The 18,340-nt window shown below is 40.4% G+C and carries 13 protein-coding genes and 5 tRNA genes; 13 read left to right on the forward strand and 5 right to left on the reverse strand.

Translation table 11 applies throughout. The annotated features are described in order from the left end of the window. Nucleotides 1-44: 44 nt before the first annotated feature. Nucleotides 45-242 carry a hypothetical protein gene (locus AC59IL_RS32130; protein WP_496556354.1) on the forward strand — a complete coding sequence of 66 codons (198 nt, stop codon included), beginning with the start codon at nucleotides 45-47 and terminating at the stop codon, nucleotides 240-242. 282 nt (nucleotides 243-524) lie between these two features. On the opposite strand, the gene AC59IL_RS32135 is transcribed toward AC59IL_RS32130, so the two are convergent. Next, a tRNA-Gln gene (locus AC59IL_RS32135) sits at nucleotides 525-595 on the reverse strand. A gap of 140 nt (nucleotides 596-735) precedes the next feature. Here AC59IL_RS32135 and AC59IL_RS32140 point away from each other — a divergent pair. Next, entirely contained in the window at nucleotides 736-2,031 is a 1,296-nt protein-coding gene (locus AC59IL_RS32140) for an aminotransferase class V-fold PLP-dependent enzyme (RefSeq protein ID WP_496556355.1), read from the forward strand. Nucleotides 2,032-2,119: 88 nt separating this feature from the next. Here the strand turns inward: AC59IL_RS32140 and tyrS are convergent, their stop codons facing one another. Then, nucleotides 2,120-3,397, reverse strand: a complete 1,278-nt coding sequence (tyrS, locus tag AC59IL_RS32145) for a tyrosine--tRNA ligase (protein ID WP_496556356.1) — start codon at nucleotides 3,395-3,397, stop codon at nucleotides 2,120-2,122. 325 nt (nucleotides 3,398-3,722) lie between these two features. On the opposite strand from tyrS, the gene AC59IL_RS32150 reads away from it, so the two are divergent. From AC59IL_RS32150 to AC59IL_RS32160, 3 genes are all read left to right on the forward strand, one after another. Beyond that, the gene (locus AC59IL_RS32150) at nucleotides 3,723-4,835 is read left to right on the forward strand and encodes a putative type IX sorting system protein PorV2 (RefSeq protein WP_496556357.1); all 1,113 of its coding nucleotides are present in this window, start codon (nucleotides 3,723-3,725) and stop codon (nucleotides 4,833-4,835) included. 35 nt (nucleotides 4,836-4,870) lie between these two features. Continuing rightward, the gene (gene porU2 / locus AC59IL_RS32155) at nucleotides 4,871-9,964 is read left to right on the forward strand and encodes a putative type IX secretion system sortase PorU2 (RefSeq protein WP_496556358.1); all 5,094 of its coding nucleotides are present in this window, start codon (nucleotides 4,871-4,873) and stop codon (nucleotides 9,962-9,964) included. A 103-nt stretch (nucleotides 9,965-10,067) separates the two neighbouring features. Further along, nucleotides 10,068-11,183: an acyltransferase family protein gene (locus tag AC59IL_RS32160; RefSeq protein ID WP_496556359.1), complete on the forward strand. Its 1,116-nt coding sequence runs from the start codon at nucleotides 10,068-10,070 to the stop codon at nucleotides 11,181-11,183. 22 nt (nucleotides 11,184-11,205) lie between these two features. On the opposite strand, the gene AC59IL_RS32165 is transcribed toward AC59IL_RS32160, so the two are convergent. From AC59IL_RS32165 to AC59IL_RS32175, 3 genes are read right to left on the reverse strand one after another with little or no spacing between them, the layout of a single operon-like run. Beyond that, the gene (locus AC59IL_RS32165; protein ID WP_496556360.1) at nucleotides 11,206-12,009 is read right to left on the reverse strand and encodes a 2OG-Fe(II) oxygenase; all 804 of its coding nucleotides are present in this window, start codon (nucleotides 12,007-12,009) and stop codon (nucleotides 11,206-11,208) included. Next, nucleotides 11,996-13,132 (reverse strand): hypothetical protein, encoded by a 1,137-nt coding sequence (locus tag AC59IL_RS32170; RefSeq protein WP_496556361.1) that lies wholly within the window; start codon nucleotides 13,130-13,132, stop codon nucleotides 11,996-11,998. The genes AC59IL_RS32165 and AC59IL_RS32170 overlap by 14 nt, the downstream gene beginning before the upstream one ends. A 53-nt stretch (nucleotides 13,133-13,185) precedes the next feature. Beyond that, nucleotides 13,186-13,785 carry a riboflavin synthase gene (locus AC59IL_RS32175; RefSeq protein WP_496556362.1) on the reverse strand — a complete coding sequence of 200 codons (600 nt, stop codon included), beginning with the start codon at nucleotides 13,783-13,785 and terminating at the stop codon, nucleotides 13,186-13,188. 96 nt (nucleotides 13,786-13,881) lie between these two features. On the opposite strand from AC59IL_RS32175, the gene rpsU reads away from it, so the two are divergent. From rpsU to tuf, 8 genes are all read left to right on the forward strand, one after another. Continuing rightward, entirely contained in the window at nucleotides 13,882-14,079 is a 198-nt protein-coding gene (gene rpsU, locus AC59IL_RS32180) for a 30S ribosomal protein S21 (protein WP_496556363.1), read from the forward strand. Between the two features lie 95 nt (nucleotides 14,080-14,174). Beyond that, entirely contained in the window at nucleotides 14,175-15,086 is a 912-nt protein-coding gene (locus tag AC59IL_RS32185) for a tyrosine-type recombinase/integrase (RefSeq protein ID WP_496556364.1), read from the forward strand. Nucleotides 15,087-15,310: 224 nt separating this feature from the next. Then, on the forward strand, nucleotides 15,311-15,610 hold the full coding sequence (locus AC59IL_RS32190; protein WP_496556365.1) for an HPF/RaiA family ribosome-associated protein: 300 nt from the start codon (nucleotides 15,311-15,313) through the stop codon (nucleotides 15,608-15,610). Between the two features lie 620 nt (nucleotides 15,611-16,230). Next, nucleotides 16,231-16,303, forward strand: a tRNA-Thr gene (locus AC59IL_RS32195). Between the two features lie 14 nt (nucleotides 16,304-16,317). Next, a tRNA-Tyr gene (locus AC59IL_RS32200) sits at nucleotides 16,318-16,400 on the forward strand. 133 nt (nucleotides 16,401-16,533) lie between these two features. Further along, a tRNA-Gly gene (locus tag AC59IL_RS32205) sits at nucleotides 16,534-16,606 on the forward strand. A gap of 48 nt (nucleotides 16,607-16,654) precedes the next feature. After that, a tRNA-Thr gene (locus AC59IL_RS32210) sits at nucleotides 16,655-16,726 on the forward strand. Between the two features lie 218 nt (nucleotides 16,727-16,944). Further along, nucleotides 16,945-18,132, forward strand: a complete 1,188-nt coding sequence (gene tuf / locus AC59IL_RS32215) for an elongation factor Tu (RefSeq protein ID WP_496556366.1) — start codon at nucleotides 16,945-16,947, stop codon at nucleotides 18,130-18,132. Nucleotides 18,133-18,340: the final 208 nt, after the last annotated feature.

Consider the following 18,340-nt stretch of genomic DNA (forward strand, 5'->3'; position numbering starts at 1 on the left):
TCACGATTTAGATTAAATACGATGAAATGTAATTTTTTTTCCCCGTGATTTTGAAAATTACTAAGCATTTTAAGTTAATTCTCAATAAAAAAAAATCTACGGCCGCAGAAAAAGTAACTATCACCGGAACAAATGAAGTTATCAAGCCGGAACATGAATCTAAAACGGTAAAAGAAGTGACTAACGCTGAAGAAAATGTTGCTATCGATGGAGGGGAAGTAATTATCGTGCAGGGACTTTAAAGCTATAGCCGGGAAAACTAATTATAGATGCAAAAAAGTAACTAAAATTGGAAAATGATGCTATTACAGGAGAAAAATACTTAATTACCTGCGAACAAAGCTAACTGCGGGTATTTAATATTCTCTAAATATACTGTCCTTTCAGGAATTTTTATGCCTCAACAAGCCCTCCACAGCTTTTCAACATGATCCTCCATCACCTGATCCCCATTTATTTACTTTACGAATAAAATCGCAACACGCTTAAATGCAAAAACCCTCAGCTATTGCCGAGGGTCTTTGTTGCCCGACCTGGATTCGAACCAAGACAAACTGAACCAAAATCAGTTGTACTGCCATTATACTATCGGGCAGTGCCTGAAGCACTTCTGAAAGGAGTGCAAAAGTAAGGCCTTCAGTTGTTTTTCCCAAATGATTTGTGCCGATAATTTATTATTTTTCCTTTTTCTGTGGCCGGAAATTAAAATTAACAGCCTTACCTTAAAATAGTTACATGCCAACATTTAATCGTCGTTCATTTTTGCAAACCTGTAAAGTATTATCTGCCGGAACTCTGTTGTCGTCTTTTACTGAACCGGCCTGGAGCCGTAACCTGCATAAAGCTTTGTCTGCAACTACCGATAAATCGCCCGAACAACTGGCATCTGATGAAGATTTCTGGTACTATGTTCAGCAGTCTTATAATGTTTCATCCGGCATCATTAATTTAAATAATGGGGGCGTGGCGCCATCGCCAAAAACCGTGGCAGATGCCATGAAAAGGAATTTCGATTTTAGTAACGAGGCGCCCAGCTACGCTATGTGGCGAATTCTTGACCAGGGCAGGGAACCCCTGCGCCGTAACCTGGCCAAACTGGCGGGTGTTGAAGCCGAAGAGGTTGCTATTCAACGAAATGCGTCGGAAGCGTTGGAAACCATCATTTTCGGACTGCCCCTGAAACCGGGCGATGAGGTGGTGCTAAGCAAACAGGATTATCCTAATATGATCAATGCCTGGAAACAGCGCGAACAGCGCGAAGGAATCAAATTAGTTTGGGTGAATCTCCAATTGCCCAGCGAAGACACCGACTACCTCGTAAAATCATATACTCAGGCATTTACGCCCAAAACAAAAGTGGTGCATATAACCCACACCATTAACTGGAACGGTCAGATATTGCCTGTGCGAAAAATTGCCGACGCAGCCCATCAACGCGATATTGAAGTGGTGGTCGACGGGGCCCATAGCTTTGCACATTTTCAGTTTACGATACCCGATACAGGCGCCGATTATTTTGGCACCAGTTTGCATAAATGGCTTAGCGCCTGCATTGGGGTAGGTTTGTTGTATATAAAAAAAGAAAAAATTAAAAATCTGTATCCTTTTTTTGCGGCTGCCGATGCTCATGCCGATGATATACGCAAATTCGAACAGTTGGGTACACGTCCGTTTTTTATTGAACAGGCTGTTGGCAAAGCCATTGATTTTTATGATATGATAGGGGCGCAGCGAAAAGAGCAACGGTTGCTCTATTTGAAAAATTACTGGATGAGTAAGGTAAAAGAAATTCCGGGGGTTCACCTTGGCACATCCATGAAGCCGGGTTTTGGCTGTGGTATCGGCATTATAAGTATGCAGGGTAAAGCAACGCTCGACTTTGAATACTTCCTGTGGCAGAATTATAAAATACATACTTCTCCGGTCGACTGGGACAGCATCAAAGGGTTGCGCATAACACCCAATGTGTATACTACCACAAAAAATCTTGATGTGCTGGTGCAGGCAATAACGGAGTATGCTAAAAAGTAAAACTGATCAGATTGTTCAGCAAAAAAATACACTAATATTAAATTCAAAATCATGAATTAATATTAGTGTATGCGGGAAATCTATTAAACTAAACTGCTTTTACAAGATAGTAGTTGCCTTTTCCTTTTTTCACAAGTATGTATTTCCCATGTAGTAACAAAGACGTGCTGAGATTTAGCTGGATGCTATCTACTTTTTTACGGTTAATGCTCACCCCGCCGCCCTGCACCATTTTACGGGCTTCGCCTTTGCTTGGAAAGATTTTCGATTCGGCCAGAAAGGTTACTACGTCGATACCACTTTCAATTTTGTTTAACTCATAATCATACTTCGTTACGCCATGCATACCTTCGAGGTCATCGATGCTCAGCGATTCGGCCGGGGCTTCCTGTTGTCCGAATAACTTTGCGGTAGTTTCAACAGCCTTGTGATATTCTTCTTCACCATGCACAAAAATGGTTACTTCTTTGGCCAGTGTTTTTTGTAATAAATGGTCTGCTTCATTTTTACGGTGTTCTTCAATCAGCTGGTCAATGGTTTCTTTTGTTAAGAAAGTAAATATCTTAATCCATTTTTCAGCATCTGCATCCGTGGCCTTTAGCCAGAACTGGTAAAACAGGTAGGGCGATGTTTTGGCAGGATCGAGCCATATGTTACCCTGTTCGGATTTGCCGAATTTGCCACCATCGGCCTTGGTAAGCAGGGGGCAGGTTAACGCAAATGCTTCCCCGCCGGCTTTGCGCCGAACCAGTTCGGTACCGGTGGTAATATTTCCCCATTGGTCGCTGCCGCCCATTTGCAGTTTGCAGTTTTTATGGGTATATAACCAGTAATAATCGTATCCCTGCATTAACTGGTAAGCAAATTCTGTATAGCTGATGCCTGTTTCGCCTTCAATACGTTTTTTAACGCTGTCTTTGGCCATCATATAATTTACAGTAATGTGCTTGCCCACATCGCGCAGAAAATGTATAAACGACATATTCTTAAACCAGTCGTAATTGTTGGCCATTTCAGCCGCATTGGGTTTTGATGCATCAAAATCGAGGAATTGCTGCAGCTGGTTTTTTATGCCATCGAGGTTTTTTTGCAGTTGCTCTTCGCTTAACAAATTCCTCTCTTCGCTTTTGCCCGAAGGATCGCCTATCATACCGGTAGCTCCACCCACCAGGGCAATGGGTTTATGACCGGCTTTTTGCAGGTGAACCAGCAATAAAATGGGCACCAGGCTTCCAATGTGAAGGCTATCCGAAGTTGGGTCAAAACCAATATAGCCGGTGGTCATTTCCTTGTTCAGTTGCTCTGCAGTTCCGGGCATAATATCCTGTATCATACCCCGCCATTGTAATTCTTCAACCAGGTTCATATTCAATTGACATTAAAGAAGTAATAAAATCTGTCGACTAAAAAAGCCCCCTCATCGGTTTACTTTCCCGGTACTATGCAATAAACGGGATTTTATACATAGTTTTATGTAGTAAATCAATGATTTGTGCAAATGTAAGGAATACCACAACTTTGCCCGGGCAGCTGCAATATTTTAATTACAAAATCGTTTGGATAAATCGACCCCGACCTGAAAGAAAGCTTCACTATTTGAGATGACCCGGAACGCTTTTGCTTCGGGGTGCAGCCAATATCCTGAAGAAATAGTCTAATACTTGAAATTGCTTATTTAGAAAACTGGATCAATGAAAAGGAGCCATTATTACGTAACCCTGGTCGTGTTGCTTTTGGTACAGCAATTTTCCTATGCACAGTTTCGTAAATATTCCAATGAGTTTTTGAATATAGGAGCCGGAGCCCGCGGTTTGGCCATGGCCAGTGCGCAGGTTGCTTCGGTTAATGATGGTACCGCCGGTTACTGGAACCCGGCAGGTTTGGTGTATGTGAAAGACAATCCCCAGCTGAATTTAATGCATGCCGAATACTTTGCCGGTATCGGCAAATACGATTATGGCAGCCTGGCCATTCCTTTAAAAGATAATAAACGGGTGTTGGGATTATCGTTATTACGGTTTGCAGTAGATGATATTCCAAATACTATTTTCCTGGTTCAGTCCGACGGGTCGATTGATTTTACCAAAATGACCACCTTTTCATCGGCCGATTATGCGTTTCTGGTATCGCTTGCCCAGCAGGTAAAAACAACCGGAAGCACTAAAATAAATGCCGGTATCAATGCCAAGATCATTCATCGCAAGGCCGGCGACTTTGCATCGGCATGGGGTTTTGGTTTTGATGCAGGGGTGCAAATCGTTAATGATAAATGGAAAATTGGCATAATGGCCCGCGACGTTACTACTACGTTCAATGCCTGGTCGTTTAGCCTGAACGATCAGATGCGGGAAGTTTTTTATGTTACCCAAAACGATATTCCTGTAAAATCAACCGAGTTAACGGCTCCCAAACTGATTGTTGGGGGCGATTATACTTTCAGGCTGAATAAGAACCTGCACCTGATGACCGAAGTCAACCTCGATCTTACGTTTGATGGTCGTCGTAATACCGTGCTTAGCTCAAATGTGGTAAGTGTTGATCCAAAGCTGGGAATGGAGTTGGCGTGGAAAAACGTTTTCTTTGTTCGGGCCGGTATTAATAACTTTCAGAAAGCCCTTGACGACAACGATATAACCAATCAAAAGAAAGTATGGATTTACCAGCCTGGCGCCGGCGCCGGCTTCAGAGTATCGAACGTTCAGATAGATTACGCATTTACCAACCTTGCTAACCAGTCGAACCCGTTATATACCCATGTTTTTTCGTTAAAAGTAGATTTGAAGAAGAAGGAAAACAAAAAATAAAGTACCCTATAGAAGGAATCTGAAACTTGTATATTATGAGGAAGATTTTTACCCTGTTGCTATTATTGGCAGGCTTTGTCGTTTCTGCTCAGCAGTACAACAATGAATGGATTCAGTTTAATCAAACCTACTATAAGATTAAAATAGCGATGGCCGGTGTTTACCGGGTGCCTAAATCCCTGCTTGATGCATACAGTTTGGGAAATACCCCGGTTGAAAATTTTGAATTGTGGCGCAATGGCCAAAAAGTGCCGTTTTACCCGTCGGTAAGCAGCGGGGCGCTTCCGGCCAATGGTTACCTCGAATTCTGGGGTGAACCGAATGATGGAAAACCGGATAAAATTCTGTACCGGGATACTACCTATCAACATACCGATAAAATCAGCCTGCAAACCGATACGGCCGTTTATTTTTTAAGTGTCAACGCTAATCAATCGGGTTTTCGATACACAGATGTTTTTAATAATGTAGCAGGCAATTCGTTACCGGCGGAGACTTATTTTATGTATACTGCCGGTAATTATTATTTTATACCTGCCAGTCTTCCAAACTCAGGTTTTGCAGCGGTAGTAGGGGCCAATGTGTATTCATCTTCGTATGATAAAGGGGAGTTTTTTGCCAGTGGTAGTATTACTCCTGGTGGGGGGCTTACTACAACGTTGCCTAATTTATATCCTTATGCGGGTAGTAGTCAGGAAAGCACGTTAAAATTTGGTGCTGTAGGAAATAACCTTAATCAACGGCATATCAAAGTACAGGTTAATGGAACAGAGGTAAAGGATACAATCATGGATTATTTTAATGATGTGCTTACTGCAGCATCTGTCGATAACGCCCTGATCAGTTCGGGGGCAGCCGCTGTTAGTTTTATCAATACGTCGTCAATTTCGACCGATAAAATGGTGGTATCATTCTTTGAACTTACTTACCCCCGGCAGTTTAATTTTAACGCACAAACGAATTTTAAATTTGTATTACCCGCAAAGAACAGCGGTTATTTTTTACAGATAACCAACTTTAGTTACGGCAGTGCACAGCCCGTTTTATATGATATCACAAATGGTGAACGATATACCGGAGATATTTCTTCGCCAACTATGGTGCAGTTTGCATTGCCTGGCACGGCGAACGACCGGCAACTGGTTTTGGTTAGTGAAGACGCAGCTAATATTAATTCGGTAACAGACCTTACGAAACGCAATTTTACCCGGTATACCGATGTTGCCCACCAGGGCGATTTCCTTATTATATCTCATTCGATCCTTCATAGCGGATCATCCGGAAATGATCCGGTGATCGATTATAAAAATTACCGTGAATCTGCCGCAGGCGGAGGTCATAAAGTGCTGGTTGCAGATATTGACGAACTGGTTGACCAGTTTGCATTTGGTATTAAAAAACATCCGCTTTCTGTTCGGAACTTCATTCGTTTTGCAAGAGACAATTTTCCTCAGCCGCCAAAGTTTGTTTTTTTGATGGGGCGGGGGATGAACTATGCAGAATATCAAAGAGCAAATAGAAATCCTGGTTCATACCCGCTGGCTGAGCAACTAAACCTGGTTCCTACTTTCGGGTTTCCGGGTTCCGACAACCTGTTAAGTGCTACAGATATAACCATTCCTGTACCTGGTACGCCCATTGGCCGCCTGTCGGTTGTAAGTGGTAAAGAGATAGAAAATTACCTGGAAAAAATTAAAGAATATGATCTTGCCCAAAAAACCGCTGCCAATACAATAGACGGCCGGGGATGGATGAAGAATGTGGTACATATAACCGGGTCGAGCGATGCTTATCTTGGAACGGTTTTATGTAATTACATGAATGCCTATAAACAGGTTATAGAGGATACATTGTATGGGGCTAAGGTGACTACATTTTGTAAAACTTCAACCAATCCGGTTGATATGGTATCGCCTGAAAGAATATCAGCGATGTTTGAAGAAGGGATAAGTTTTCTTACCTATTTCGGGCACTCATCTGCTACTACCCTCGAATTTAATATCGACAATCCTGAAAATTATAATAACCAGGGAAAATATCCTGTGTTTTTCGTGAATGGTTGTAAAGCGGGTGATTTCTTTACATACTATGCGTTACGACTTCAGGTAAATGAAACATTGTCTGAGAAATTTAATTTAGCCAAACAGCGCGGTACGATAGGTTTTGTGGCCAGTACCCATTATGGCCTTGTAAATTATCTGAACCTTTTTTTAACCGGCCTGTACGACGTAATAACAAAACAGGATTTTGATAAATCACTGGGCGAAACAATGCGCGACGCTTTGCGCGAAATGATAAACGCAACCGGTAGCTACGACTTTTTCTCCCGTATGCATGCAGAGCAAATGACATTGCATGGCGACCCTTCAATTTTCATAAATGCCCAGCCAAAACCTGATTATGTGATAGAAGAATCACTTATAAGGGTAAACCCGGCATTCATTTCACTGGCCGAACAAAGCTTTGATGTAAAAGTTAAAGTAATAAATCTTGGTAAATCGACACCCGATTCCATTACGCTCGAAATAAAGCAACAATACCCAAATGGAAGCACCGGAATACTTTTCAGGCAAAAAATAAAGGGAATACGTGAAGCGGATTCTGTAACACTGGTTGTACCTATTATATCTGCCCGCGATAAAGGCCAGAATAAAATTACTGCTACCATTGATGCTGATTTTAATGTAGATGAAGTATCTGAAAGTAATAATACAGCTTCGAAAGATATATACATCTATGAAGATGAGGCGCGGCCGATATATCCTTATAATTATGCAATTACCAATAATGTAACTCAAAAATTATTTGCATCTACTGCAAACCCGGTCAGCGCTGCAAAAATGTATGTGATGGAGATCGATACAGCAGGGGCATTTAATTCCTCGTTAAAAGTGCGTAAATCTGTTACTACGGGAGGCGGTATTATTGAATTTGATCACGGTTTACATTTTATCGACAGCACCGTTTATTATTGGCGAATTTCCCCCTCGGCTGCTTCTGAAAGTGATCTGCGGTGGAATGTAGCCTCATTCATGTATATTAACGGCACTGTAGATGGATTTAATCAGTCGCAATATTATCAGCATAGGGAATCAACACTGGATCGAATGACCATTGATTCTGCCAGTCATGAATGGAGATTTGGAGTTAATGCGAATAATGTTTTCATCAGAAATGGTGTGTTTCCCACAGCCGCCAACCAGGCGTCAGACGTAATGGTTTCTATTAATGGCTCATCCGCCATTCAAAGTGTGTGTGATGTATCGGGTCTTATTTTTAATGTATTTGACCCCATTACTTTAAAACCCTGGTATAATAATGATGTAGGCCTGCCTGGCCAATATGGCAGTGAGGTTATTTGCGGTACTGAAAGGCGTTGGAACTTTCAATTCAATTTTTCACCCACTGATACAGCCAAACGCCATAAAGTGATCCAGTTTATGGATATGATCCCTTCGGGCTACCTCGTTGTTGCTAAAAATATGTGGAGCAGTACCTATCCTACATTGAATGCATATGTTCAGGACTGGATGGGTGATACTATGAATCTTGGAAGCAATACTTCTATTTATCACCGGTTGCTGGAACAGGGCTTCACTACCATTGATTCTATGAACAGGAACAGGTCGTTTATATTTATTTATGAAAAAGACCGTCAAAGCTATTTTACTCCGCGTTATGTGTTAAGCAATGGCGTAGCCGATCGTATTAATCTGTCGTTAACTGTTAATACACCGGATACTATCGGATATATTACTTCTCCTAAATTTGGTCCGGCGAAGCAATGGCGCCAGGTTTTATGGAATGGAATTTCCGCTGAAAGTCCTGTAGTTGATAATCCTTCTGTGAATATAATAGGTATCGATAATAATAACACAGAAACTGTATTATACACATTGGATAAAGATACCCACTCGTTTGATGTCTCTGGGGTTGATGCGATCAAGTATCCGTATTTGCAGTTGAAAATGCGAAATATTGACTCGGTCAGATTAACGCCCTATCAGTTAAAGAACTGGCGTATTTTATATGATCCGGTACCTGAAGGGGCTTTGGCTGCCAACCTGTACTTTACAACAAAAGATACGCTGGATATTGGTGAAACGCTGAAGTTTGGAATTGCCTTTAAAAACGTAAGTAAAACACCGTTCGATAGTATAAAAGTGAAGGCGCAGGTTTTAGACCAGAGCAATGTTTCTCATACGCTGTTTGTACGCCGGCAAAAACCAATTATTAGCGGTGATACCATTAAAGTTGAATTTGAGCTGAATACAGCTTCCTATTCAGGAAACAATACCCTGTTTGTAGATGTAAATACGGATAATGACCAAAAAGAGCAGTATTTCTTTAATAATTTCATCTACAGGAACTTTTATGTAAAACCGGATAATAAAAATCCGCTGCTCGATGTAACATTTGATGGCGTACATATTTTAAACCGTGATATAGTTTCGGCCAAACCGCATATACAGATCAAGTTAAAGGATGACTCGAAATACCTGTTGCTGAACGATACATCGATAAGCAATGTACAGGTTCGATACCCCGACGGTACCCTGCGTACCTATAACTTTGATGGCGACACATTGCGGTTTATACCAGCTACCAGCGGGGCCGACAATACAGCAACTATTGAATTTACCCCGCAATTTTCGGGGCAAATAAATCCTGAAGGTGATGTGTATGAGTTGATCGTTAAAGGAAAAGATAAAAGAGGTAACAATACAGGCGATATATCATACCGTATTGCATTTACGGTAATTTCGAAACCAATGATTTCGAATATCCTGAATTATCCTAACCCATTCAGTACTTCCACCGCTTTTGTATTTACCGTAACAGGTAGTGATATTCCTCAGAATATCAGGATACAAATATTAACGGTAACCGGTAAAATTGTTCGTGAAATAACCATGAATGAATTAGGGCCTATTCACATCGGAAGAAATATTACCGACTTTAAATGGAATGGTACCGATCAGTACGGTCAAAAACTGGCCAATGGTGTATATCTGTATCGTGTTATTACTTCAATGAATGGTAAAACCATGGAAAAGTATAAGTCGAAAGATGATGATACGGATAAATATTTCAACAATGGGTACGGTAAAATGTATTTAATGCGATAATTTTTATAACCCGTATTTGCAAAAAAGTATCAATTCACTAAGAGTTGATACTTTTTTTATTGGCAAAATATTTTCAATTAATTTCGATGATACGGATTCTAATATGAGCAATATAAAACAACTGCCTTCGCTAACAGGAATCAGATTTGTTGCTGTAACAATGATTTTTTTACTTCATTATAATTCGCCTTTGTTTGGCAAACAATTAAATGCGGTGTTTAATCAGTTTTATTTGGGTGTAAATATGTTTTTTGTGCTTAGCGGATTTTTAATTTATTACAATTATGGTAAATCGGCTTCCCTTGAAAAAACATTTTTAAAGAAATACTACCTCAACCGGTTGGGGCGTATCATGCCTCTTTATTTTGTGATTTTGACGGGTACGTTTATAATGTTTCATATACGGCATATTGGTGGTAATCATTTGTTTGGTGTTTATTTGCTGAATCTTACATTTATTAAAGGGTTTTCGTATAAATTTATGTTTACAGGTATTTATCCTACCTGGAGTTTAACACCCGAAATGACCTATTATGTGCTCTTTCCGTTTGTTTATATCCTGATCGTAAGATTTGGCTGGTTGTTAAAACAAGTAATATTATTTTGGATAATCGGACTGTTGCTGCTTTTGTTTTTTCATTATTTCCCTTTTGAAGGATTTTTTCAGGATTTTCATTTTATAGCGATGGCGACATTTTTTGGCCGTTGCTTTGAATTTTTTTTAGGTATTAAACTCGCCATATTAATTAATAACCGGCAGGCAAAAAATGACTTAAATGATCCTGATGAATTAAAAAGGCGATTACCAGTATATACTATTTCTGGCGCTCTTTTGTCAATTGCAATAATTGGTATACAGGCAGTCATAAGTCCAACAACAGGTGCTTCAACTCAGGGCGTAGGATTGGCTTTAAGCTTGCTGGCTTTCCCTGTTGCGGTGTTTGTTTTATTTTGGGGGATTCTTACAGAAATTACCTGGTTTAGCAGAGTGCTGTCGTCGTCTTTGTTTCAGGTATTGGGAAAAAGCTCATATGCCTTATTTCTTATACACACAGGCGTTATTGCAGGCTATGTAATTCCGTTTTGGAAAGATAATCTGCTTCTTTCATTTATTTCATTAACAGGTATCTCAATTATCCTTTTTTACTTTTGGGAAAATCCGGTTAATAAATGGATAAAAGCCTATACTGCTAATTTAACATATACAAAAGCCCACTGATTACCTGATTGTTTTTGTTCAATCATTTAAGCATTTTCTTCATCCCGGCTTTTAAAAGAATACGCTTGGCAGAATTTTTGACTAACTCTTTTACTGGGGTGGCTATTTTTTTGAAAAAAGGTTCTTTGGGCCTGGCTTTAAAAACTGTATCGTGATAGATAACACCATTTGGCAAAGGAGTAAAGTAATATTGATAGTAAGACTTCCTTGTAATTTCTTCAGGCACTGAAATTTTGCTGTACCCGTGGTACGAAACATCTGAACACTCAAAAATTACACACCGGTTAAATATCGGGGCTATGCTTTGAATACAGTTTTTAACTTCACCATCCCATAATTCAAGATGCCCTCCATAATTGCTTTCCCAGGCAGGATTAAAGAAAAGGATCAGGTTCAGTTTGCGATACAGTTTCTGAATAGGGTGAATGTTGTAATCAATATGTATGTCGAGAAAGCTATTATTTCCTCCCTGATGTAATCCATAACCCAGGCGATCGTTTATTATAGTACAGTTATCAATGCCGGTACATTCAGTAATCCATTGAAGAAACTGTTCAGACGAAAGTGCATAATGCATTACTGAAAAGCAGCTTTCCAGTATATCAAAATTCGAATCTTCTGATTTTTGCTCATTCAAACCCTTGTAACGGGTTTTCATGGCTTCAAGCGAAGGGAAATTTTCGTATATATCTAACGCAAAACGATTTTCAAGAAAGTTGTCAATTACTATATGGCGGATGGGCTTATTGGTGTTAAATAAATTATGAAAATTTTGCTTGTTTTTCTCCGTAAACAAGTTGGTGTTGAATATTTCATTTCCTGCCATAGGATGTGAATATAATAAATAGTTTATTTATAACCGGTAAGCCAAGGAATATTATGTAGGGCGAAATACTTAGGAAAAAACGGTTATGCCAATCGTCACAGGTGAGAATGGTGGTTGCCCAGGTTGTTAAAATAGCGCAGGAAAAATACAATATCCAGTAAGGGTAATTTTTAAACCACCATTTTATGCTTAAAATGGCGATTATATAGGTTGGATAGAAAAATGAAGCGAGAAAAATATTATGGCCTGTACTGAAATAAGAACGCATTAGTCCAAAAAAGGCTTTGGTTTTTAGCAAAGCAAGGCGCGAAAACTGACCGAAGTTGTGAATGATATAATACCATAAACCATAAACCGAATTGCCGTCAGGTGCTGTCTTTATATCCACAAAATGATAAAGGGTAGGCACCCCGCATATAATCCGCTCATCGAGGAAAGGCAACATAAAATCCCACTCTCCTTTACTGCCGATCACTGTATTAAGAGCAAACAAAAAAATAACAGTTACGGTTAGTATAATGATTGTTTTTACTACTGTGCTTATGAATTGTAAATACCGGAAGAACAGGTATAAAAATGTAGCCGGCACGAAGAGAATACCGGTAGGGCGGGTGATGCAAAGAAGCAGGAGTGAAAATAATATAACAAGAAAATGCAAAAATGTAAGTCTTGAACGACTCAATAAATAAACACTGAAAATAATAGTAAAGCTGAAAAATAAAGATTCGGTTTGTAAATACATATTATACTCCTGCAATGGATAGTTAAGCAGCAGTAATACTGCACAGGCAGCAGCTGTATTTTTAGAAAATAACCTGCCGGCAAGCCGGTAAAATGCAAAGGTTGCAATTAAATTAAAAAAGAGGTGTACTGCTATTACAAACCAAAATCCCAGGCCAAGTTTCTGGGTTAGTGTTATGAGAAAAATTTCGGTAGAATAAACCCAGAAGTTAGGAGCGCTGAGTGTTCCGGTGGCGATAAAATACTTCGCCTCAGTAATATATTTTTCAGGTTCGCCAATAACGACTATACCTTTTTTGTACATCAAAATGGCCTGAACTATTAGCCACACTATAAGTATAAAATATGCTGACCGGGATTTAAGACCGAGTTGTTGTAACAAAATGAAAATTTTATTTATTGGAGAATTAACCGCTGGTATGCAAAGGCTATTTTTTATGCAGTTACACTATTTACCTGATATATCCGGTTAACATATTTCCCCATCATATCGAACTCAATATTAACCACGCTTCCCGCTTGTATGTTTTTAATATTGGTATGTTCGAACGTGTAAGGTATGATGGCTACCGAAAACTCATTTAAAGCAACATTGAAAATAGTTAAACTGATGCCATTCAGGCTGATGGACCCTTTTTCGATCACCAGCATGGCAAATGCTTCGGGAAAACGGAAACGGAATTCCCAGCTGCCATCCAGTTCCCGGCTGTTGATGCAAACTGCCGTAGTATCTACATGGCCCTGAACAATATGTCCGTCGAGCCGCCCATTCATTTGTAAGCACCTTTCTATATTTACCAGGTCGCCGGTTTGCAGGGTGCCCAGGTTGCTCTTTTGCAGAGTTTCGTCAATGGCTGTAACCCGGTGGCGGTTGCCCTGAACTTCTTCAACAGTGAGGCACACGCCGTTGTGGCTTACGCTTTGATCGGTTTTTAGTTCATGCGATAGGGATGAGGTGATCCAGAGCGTTTTATTGGATCCGCTGCTGCTAATTGCTTCAATTTGGCCAATGGTTTCGATGATTCCTGTAAACATGGATGCAAAATTCGGATTTTTGACGGTAAGTTTCGTGTTTTCGGATTTTTGGTTATATTTGCACCCCTTAAAGGTTTAAAGGAGGTATAATAAATTATGCTGATCATCGATTCAAAAGATTGCGAAAATATCGACAAGGCGCTCAAGAAATATAAGAAAAAATTTGAGAAAGCGAAAATATTGGTGCAGTTAAGAGAGCGTCAATCGTTCACCAAACCGTCTGTAAGGCGTCGTAACCAGGTGTTAAAAGCCGTTTACAAGCAAAAAGTTGCCAGCGGTCAGATCGAAGGATAACTTTTCTGTTACAATAAATAATTAAGATAGCTGCAGGGCCGTTAGGTTTTGTAGCTATCTTTTTTATTTTATATGGTGTAGATTTGGTGTAATTTATGATGGATCAATCAACGCACCTGGTCATACAGTCTTTTATCGATTACCTTAAATTCGAAAAAAGGTATTCGCCGCATACGATTACTTCGTACCAGGATGACCTGGAACAGTTTTTTACTTTTTTGAACGCTCAGTTCGAAATGAAAGATCCGGCGCTTACCGAAATTTCCTCCTCTTTTATCCGCAGCTGGCTGGCGTCGCTGAAAGAAGCAAAGAACAGCGCCAAAACCATTAACCGGAAGATATCTTCGCTAAAGTCGTTTTTCAAATATCACCTGCGTACCGGTAAGCTCGAACAGTCGCCCATGACTACTATCGTAGCTCCCAAAATACCTAAGCGGTTGCCTGTGTATGTTGAACAAAAAGATACCGGTACTTTGTTTGAATATGTTGAATTTCCGAACAACTGGCGGGGTAAAACCGACCGGCTGTTACTCGCTGTTTTTTATAATACCGGTATGCGGTTGTCGGAGCTGGTACATTTAAAAGAAAGCCAGGTAAATGTTGCTTCCAACACCTTAAAAGTGCTTGGAAAGGGGAATAAGGAACGGGTAATACCCATTAGTTCTCAACTGGTTAAGGAAATCAGCGAATATATTGATCAGAAGAAAACGACCCTTGAAAAGGCCGACAGAACCTTTTTACTGGTAAATGAAAAGGGCCGTCGTTTATATGCTAAATATGTATATCTGACAGTTAAAAAATACCTGGCCCTTGTTACAACTGTCGATAAAAAGAGTCCGCACGTACTGCGACATACTTTTGCAACGCATCTTACCAATAACGGCGCCGATCTGAATGCCGTTAAAGAATTGCTGGGCCATTCGAGCCTGGCCGCCACGCAGATATATACACATAATACTATTGAAAAGTTAAAGGATGTTTATAAGAAAGCCCACCCGAAAGCGTAGGAAAAAAGTAGCGTCAAAATATCGAATGAGCAACGATATTTAATTTGGAAATACACCCTTGTTGTATTATCTTCATAGAGATTAAAAAACGGATGCTTATGTAGCAATATCATTCCCTGGAATTAGCCATCTGTTTAGCTTTTATCTCCCCGATAATGATGGCTCCCAAATAAGATCTTTCATTTATTGTTTAAATATTGTTTCACTGTTAAAATGCGATTGTTATGAACGTAAACATTCAGACTGTGCGGTTTACTGCTGATGTAAAACTTATCGAACATGTTCATCGTAAACTTCAAAAAATTAACACATTTCACGACCGCATTATTAAGGTAGACGTTTATCTGAAGCTTGATAATGTGGTTCACACAATAAAGGATAAAATCGCAGAAATCAGAGTTCAGGTCCCTCGCCATCAGTTTTTTGTTAAATCAAGTTCCAAATCGTTTGAAGAATCTTTCGACAATGCCCTGGAATCACTGGTTACCCAGGTTAAACGAAAAAAAGAAAAACAAGCTGCCTGATAAAATAATTTACTGTAAACTTAAAACCTCCCCCTGCGGGAGGTTTTTTTATTTGGCGCCGTTGAAGAATCTCCCTCACATTGTATTAGTTATTGGTTAATCCCGAATATCTTTGCGGCGGAAATTGAGTATTCCGGCAGGGGGTGTTTATTTCTGCGATAAATAGTTTAACCCCGGAAAAATGAAAAAAGGTTTTTTGTTCCCGGTAAAATGCTTTGCAGTTCTTTCCGGTTAATGGTAAGCGGTGGCAGAATTGCAAATCATTGAAAACAAACAAAAAAAATCTGAATCAAAATTTCTGAATTACACAAATTCATTTACCTTTGCCTTCCTCAAAAAAAGGGCAGGTGAGAAATGAGGATAGAGGGAGTTCTTTACAGGCTTGAATTTCATTGAATTCCACGGATTTTTTAAGGAGTAAACCGGCAGATATAATAAATAACGGTAATGGAAATTTAATATTGCCATTTTGCTTCGCCGGAGGCCGTAAGTTGATGATAGAAAAGGCCAATTCTTATAAAAAAAAGCCACTTTAAGCTTAGCCGGTAGAGCATCCCGACTTTGAAGTTGGGAAGATCGTTGGTTGAAAGATTAAAAGGCAATATGTTCTTATAAACAATGCCACTTTAGCTCAGCTGGTAGAGCAACTGATTTGTAATCAGTAGGTCGTTGGTTCGATTCCGACAAGTGGCTCAAGGTATATTTCAGGGCAGGTTCCAGAGCGGCCAAATGGGGCGGACTGTAAATCCGCTGTCTTTCGACTTCAGAGGTTCGAATCCTCTCCTGCCCACAGATTAAATTTGAAAATTAGCCAATTTGAGAATTGGCATTTTCGAATTTTTTGAGTTCATGCTAATACCGGTTGAAGTTTGACTGTATGCCTGATTTTTAAATGAGCACATTTTCAAATTTTCAATTTACAAGCGGAAGTAGCTCAGTTGGTAGAGCGATAGCCTTCCAAGCTATAGGTCGCGGGTTCGAACCTCGTCTTCCGCTCAGTTCTTTAAAAAATATTGAATGTGAGAATTACTCACAGCTTTACCAGCCGTTGTAGCTCAGTGGTAGAGCACTTCCTTGGTAGGGAAGAGGTCGTGAGTTCGATTCTCACTAACGGCTCAAAAGTTATTTGAAAACTTTCATCTATACCAGCTTCGGACCGCGTGGTTAACGGAAAGAAGAAAAGCTGAATATAGATCCAAACGCTGAAGTGTGCGACGCAACAAAAGTCTCATCGGCTTTCTGTTGCCGGTTACATAAATCCTTTATTTCCCGGGTGGATGATAAAGGAAGGCCTATTTAATTATTTGTAAAACCACAACTAAAAACAGATAACGATGTCAAAAGAGACTTTTAAGAGGGATAAACCTCACGTTAACGTTGGTACCATCGGTCACATTGACCACGGTAAAACCACTTTAACTGCCGCCATCACCACCATTTTGGCTAAATCGGGTTTGGCGACAGCAAAAAAATATGACGAAATTGACGCAGCTCCTGAGGAAAAAGAGCGTGGTATTACCATCAATACCGCTCACGTGGAGTATCAGACTGCCAATCGTCACTATGCACACGTGGATTGCCCCGGTCACGCTGACTATGTGAAGAACATGATTACCGGTGCTGCCCAGATGGATGGTGCTATTCTGGTTGTGGCTGCTACAGATGGTCCTATGCCCCAAACAAAAGAACACATTCTGCTTGCCCGTCAGGTAGGTGTTCCCCGTATGGTGGTATTCATGAATAAAGTTGACCTGGTTGATGATCCTGAGTTATTAGAGCTGGTTGAAATGGAAATTCGTGAGCTGTTGACCTTCTACGGTTTTGATGGCGATAACACTCCGATCATTAAAGGTTCTGCTACCGGCGCTTTAGCTGGTGAAGAAAAATGGGTTAAAGCTGTTGAAGAACTGATGGCGGCTGTGGATACTTACATTCCCCTGCCTCCCCGTCCTGTTGATCAGCCTTTCCTTATGTCTGTTGAAGACGTATTCTCAATCACTGGTCGTGGTACAGTGGCTACCGGTCGTATCGAAAGAGGCCGTATAAAAGTAGGTGAGGGTGTTGAAATCGTAGGTTTGGTTGAAAAACCTTTGACTTCTACAGTTACCGGTGTTGAAATGTTCCGCAAACTGTTAGATGAAGGTGAAGCTGGTGATAACGCAGGTCTGCTGCTGCGCGGTATTGAAAAGAAAGATATCCGCCGTGGTATGGTAATCGTTAAACCCGGTTCTATCACTCCTCACACTGAATTCAAAGGCGAAGTATACGTACTGAGCAAAGAAGAAGGCGGACGTCATACTCCGTTCTTTAACAAATACCGTCCTCAGTTCTACTTCCGTACAACCGACGTAACCGGTGAAGTAGAATTACCAGCTGGTACTGAAATGGTTATGCCTGGTGATAACACCAACCTGCATGTGAAGCTGATTCAGCCGATCGCGATGGAAAAAGGTTTGAAATTCGCTATCCGTGAAGGTGGTCGTACCGTAGGTGCCGGACAGGTTACTGAAATCCTGAAATAAGCGTTCGCCCCCGTTCCGCCAACAGGCGGATACGCAGAGTGCAATACGTTTAGTATATTTGCAAAGTACTTGAGCGGTTTAAGTTCAGGTACTTTGTTTTCTAATACGGAAGTTCTTTCATAACGCTAAACGCATAAAGCAAAACGCAAAACGCTCAAAGCTCCGGCAACAAAGCGTTAGGCGTTCAGCATTAAGCCTTTAGCGTACC

This window comes from Niastella sp. sgz303648, from assembly GCF_059587045.1.

Bases quoted from the DNA above. Each gene is read 5' to 3' on its own strand.
- AC59IL_RS32140 (WP_496556355.1), top strand. From the start codon at position 736: ATGCCAACATTTAATCGTCGTTCATTTTTGCAAACCTGTAAAGTATTA.
- tyrS (WP_496556356.1), bottom strand. From the start codon at position 3,397: ATGAACCTGGTTGAAGAATTACAATGGCGGGGTATGATACAGGATATT.
- AC59IL_RS32150 (WP_496556357.1), top strand. From the start codon at position 3,723: ATGAAAAGGAGCCATTATTACGTAACCCTGGTCGTGTTGCTTTTGGTA.
- porU2 (WP_496556358.1), top strand. From the start codon at position 4,871: ATGAGGAAGATTTTTACCCTGTTGCTATTATTGGCAGGCTTTGTCGTT.
- AC59IL_RS32160 (WP_496556359.1), top strand. From the start codon at position 10,068: ATGAGCAATATAAAACAACTGCCTTCGCTAACAGGAATCAGATTTGTT.
- AC59IL_RS32165 (WP_496556360.1), bottom strand. From the start codon at position 12,009: ATGGCAGGAAATGAAATATTCAACACCAACTTGTTTACGGAGAAAAAC.
- AC59IL_RS32175 (WP_496556362.1), bottom strand. From the start codon at position 13,785: ATGTTTACAGGAATCATCGAAACCATTGGCCAAATTGAAGCAATTAGC.
- rpsU (WP_496556363.1), top strand. From the start codon at position 13,882: ATGCTGATCATCGATTCAAAAGATTGCGAAAATATCGACAAGGCGCTC.
- AC59IL_RS32185 (WP_496556364.1), top strand. From the start codon at position 14,175: ATGATGGATCAATCAACGCACCTGGTCATACAGTCTTTTATCGATTAC.
- AC59IL_RS32190 (WP_496556365.1), top strand. From the start codon at position 15,311: ATGAACGTAAACATTCAGACTGTGCGGTTTACTGCTGATGTAAAACTT.
- tuf (WP_496556366.1), top strand. From the start codon at position 16,945: ATGTCAAAAGAGACTTTTAAGAGGGATAAACCTCACGTTAACGTTGGT.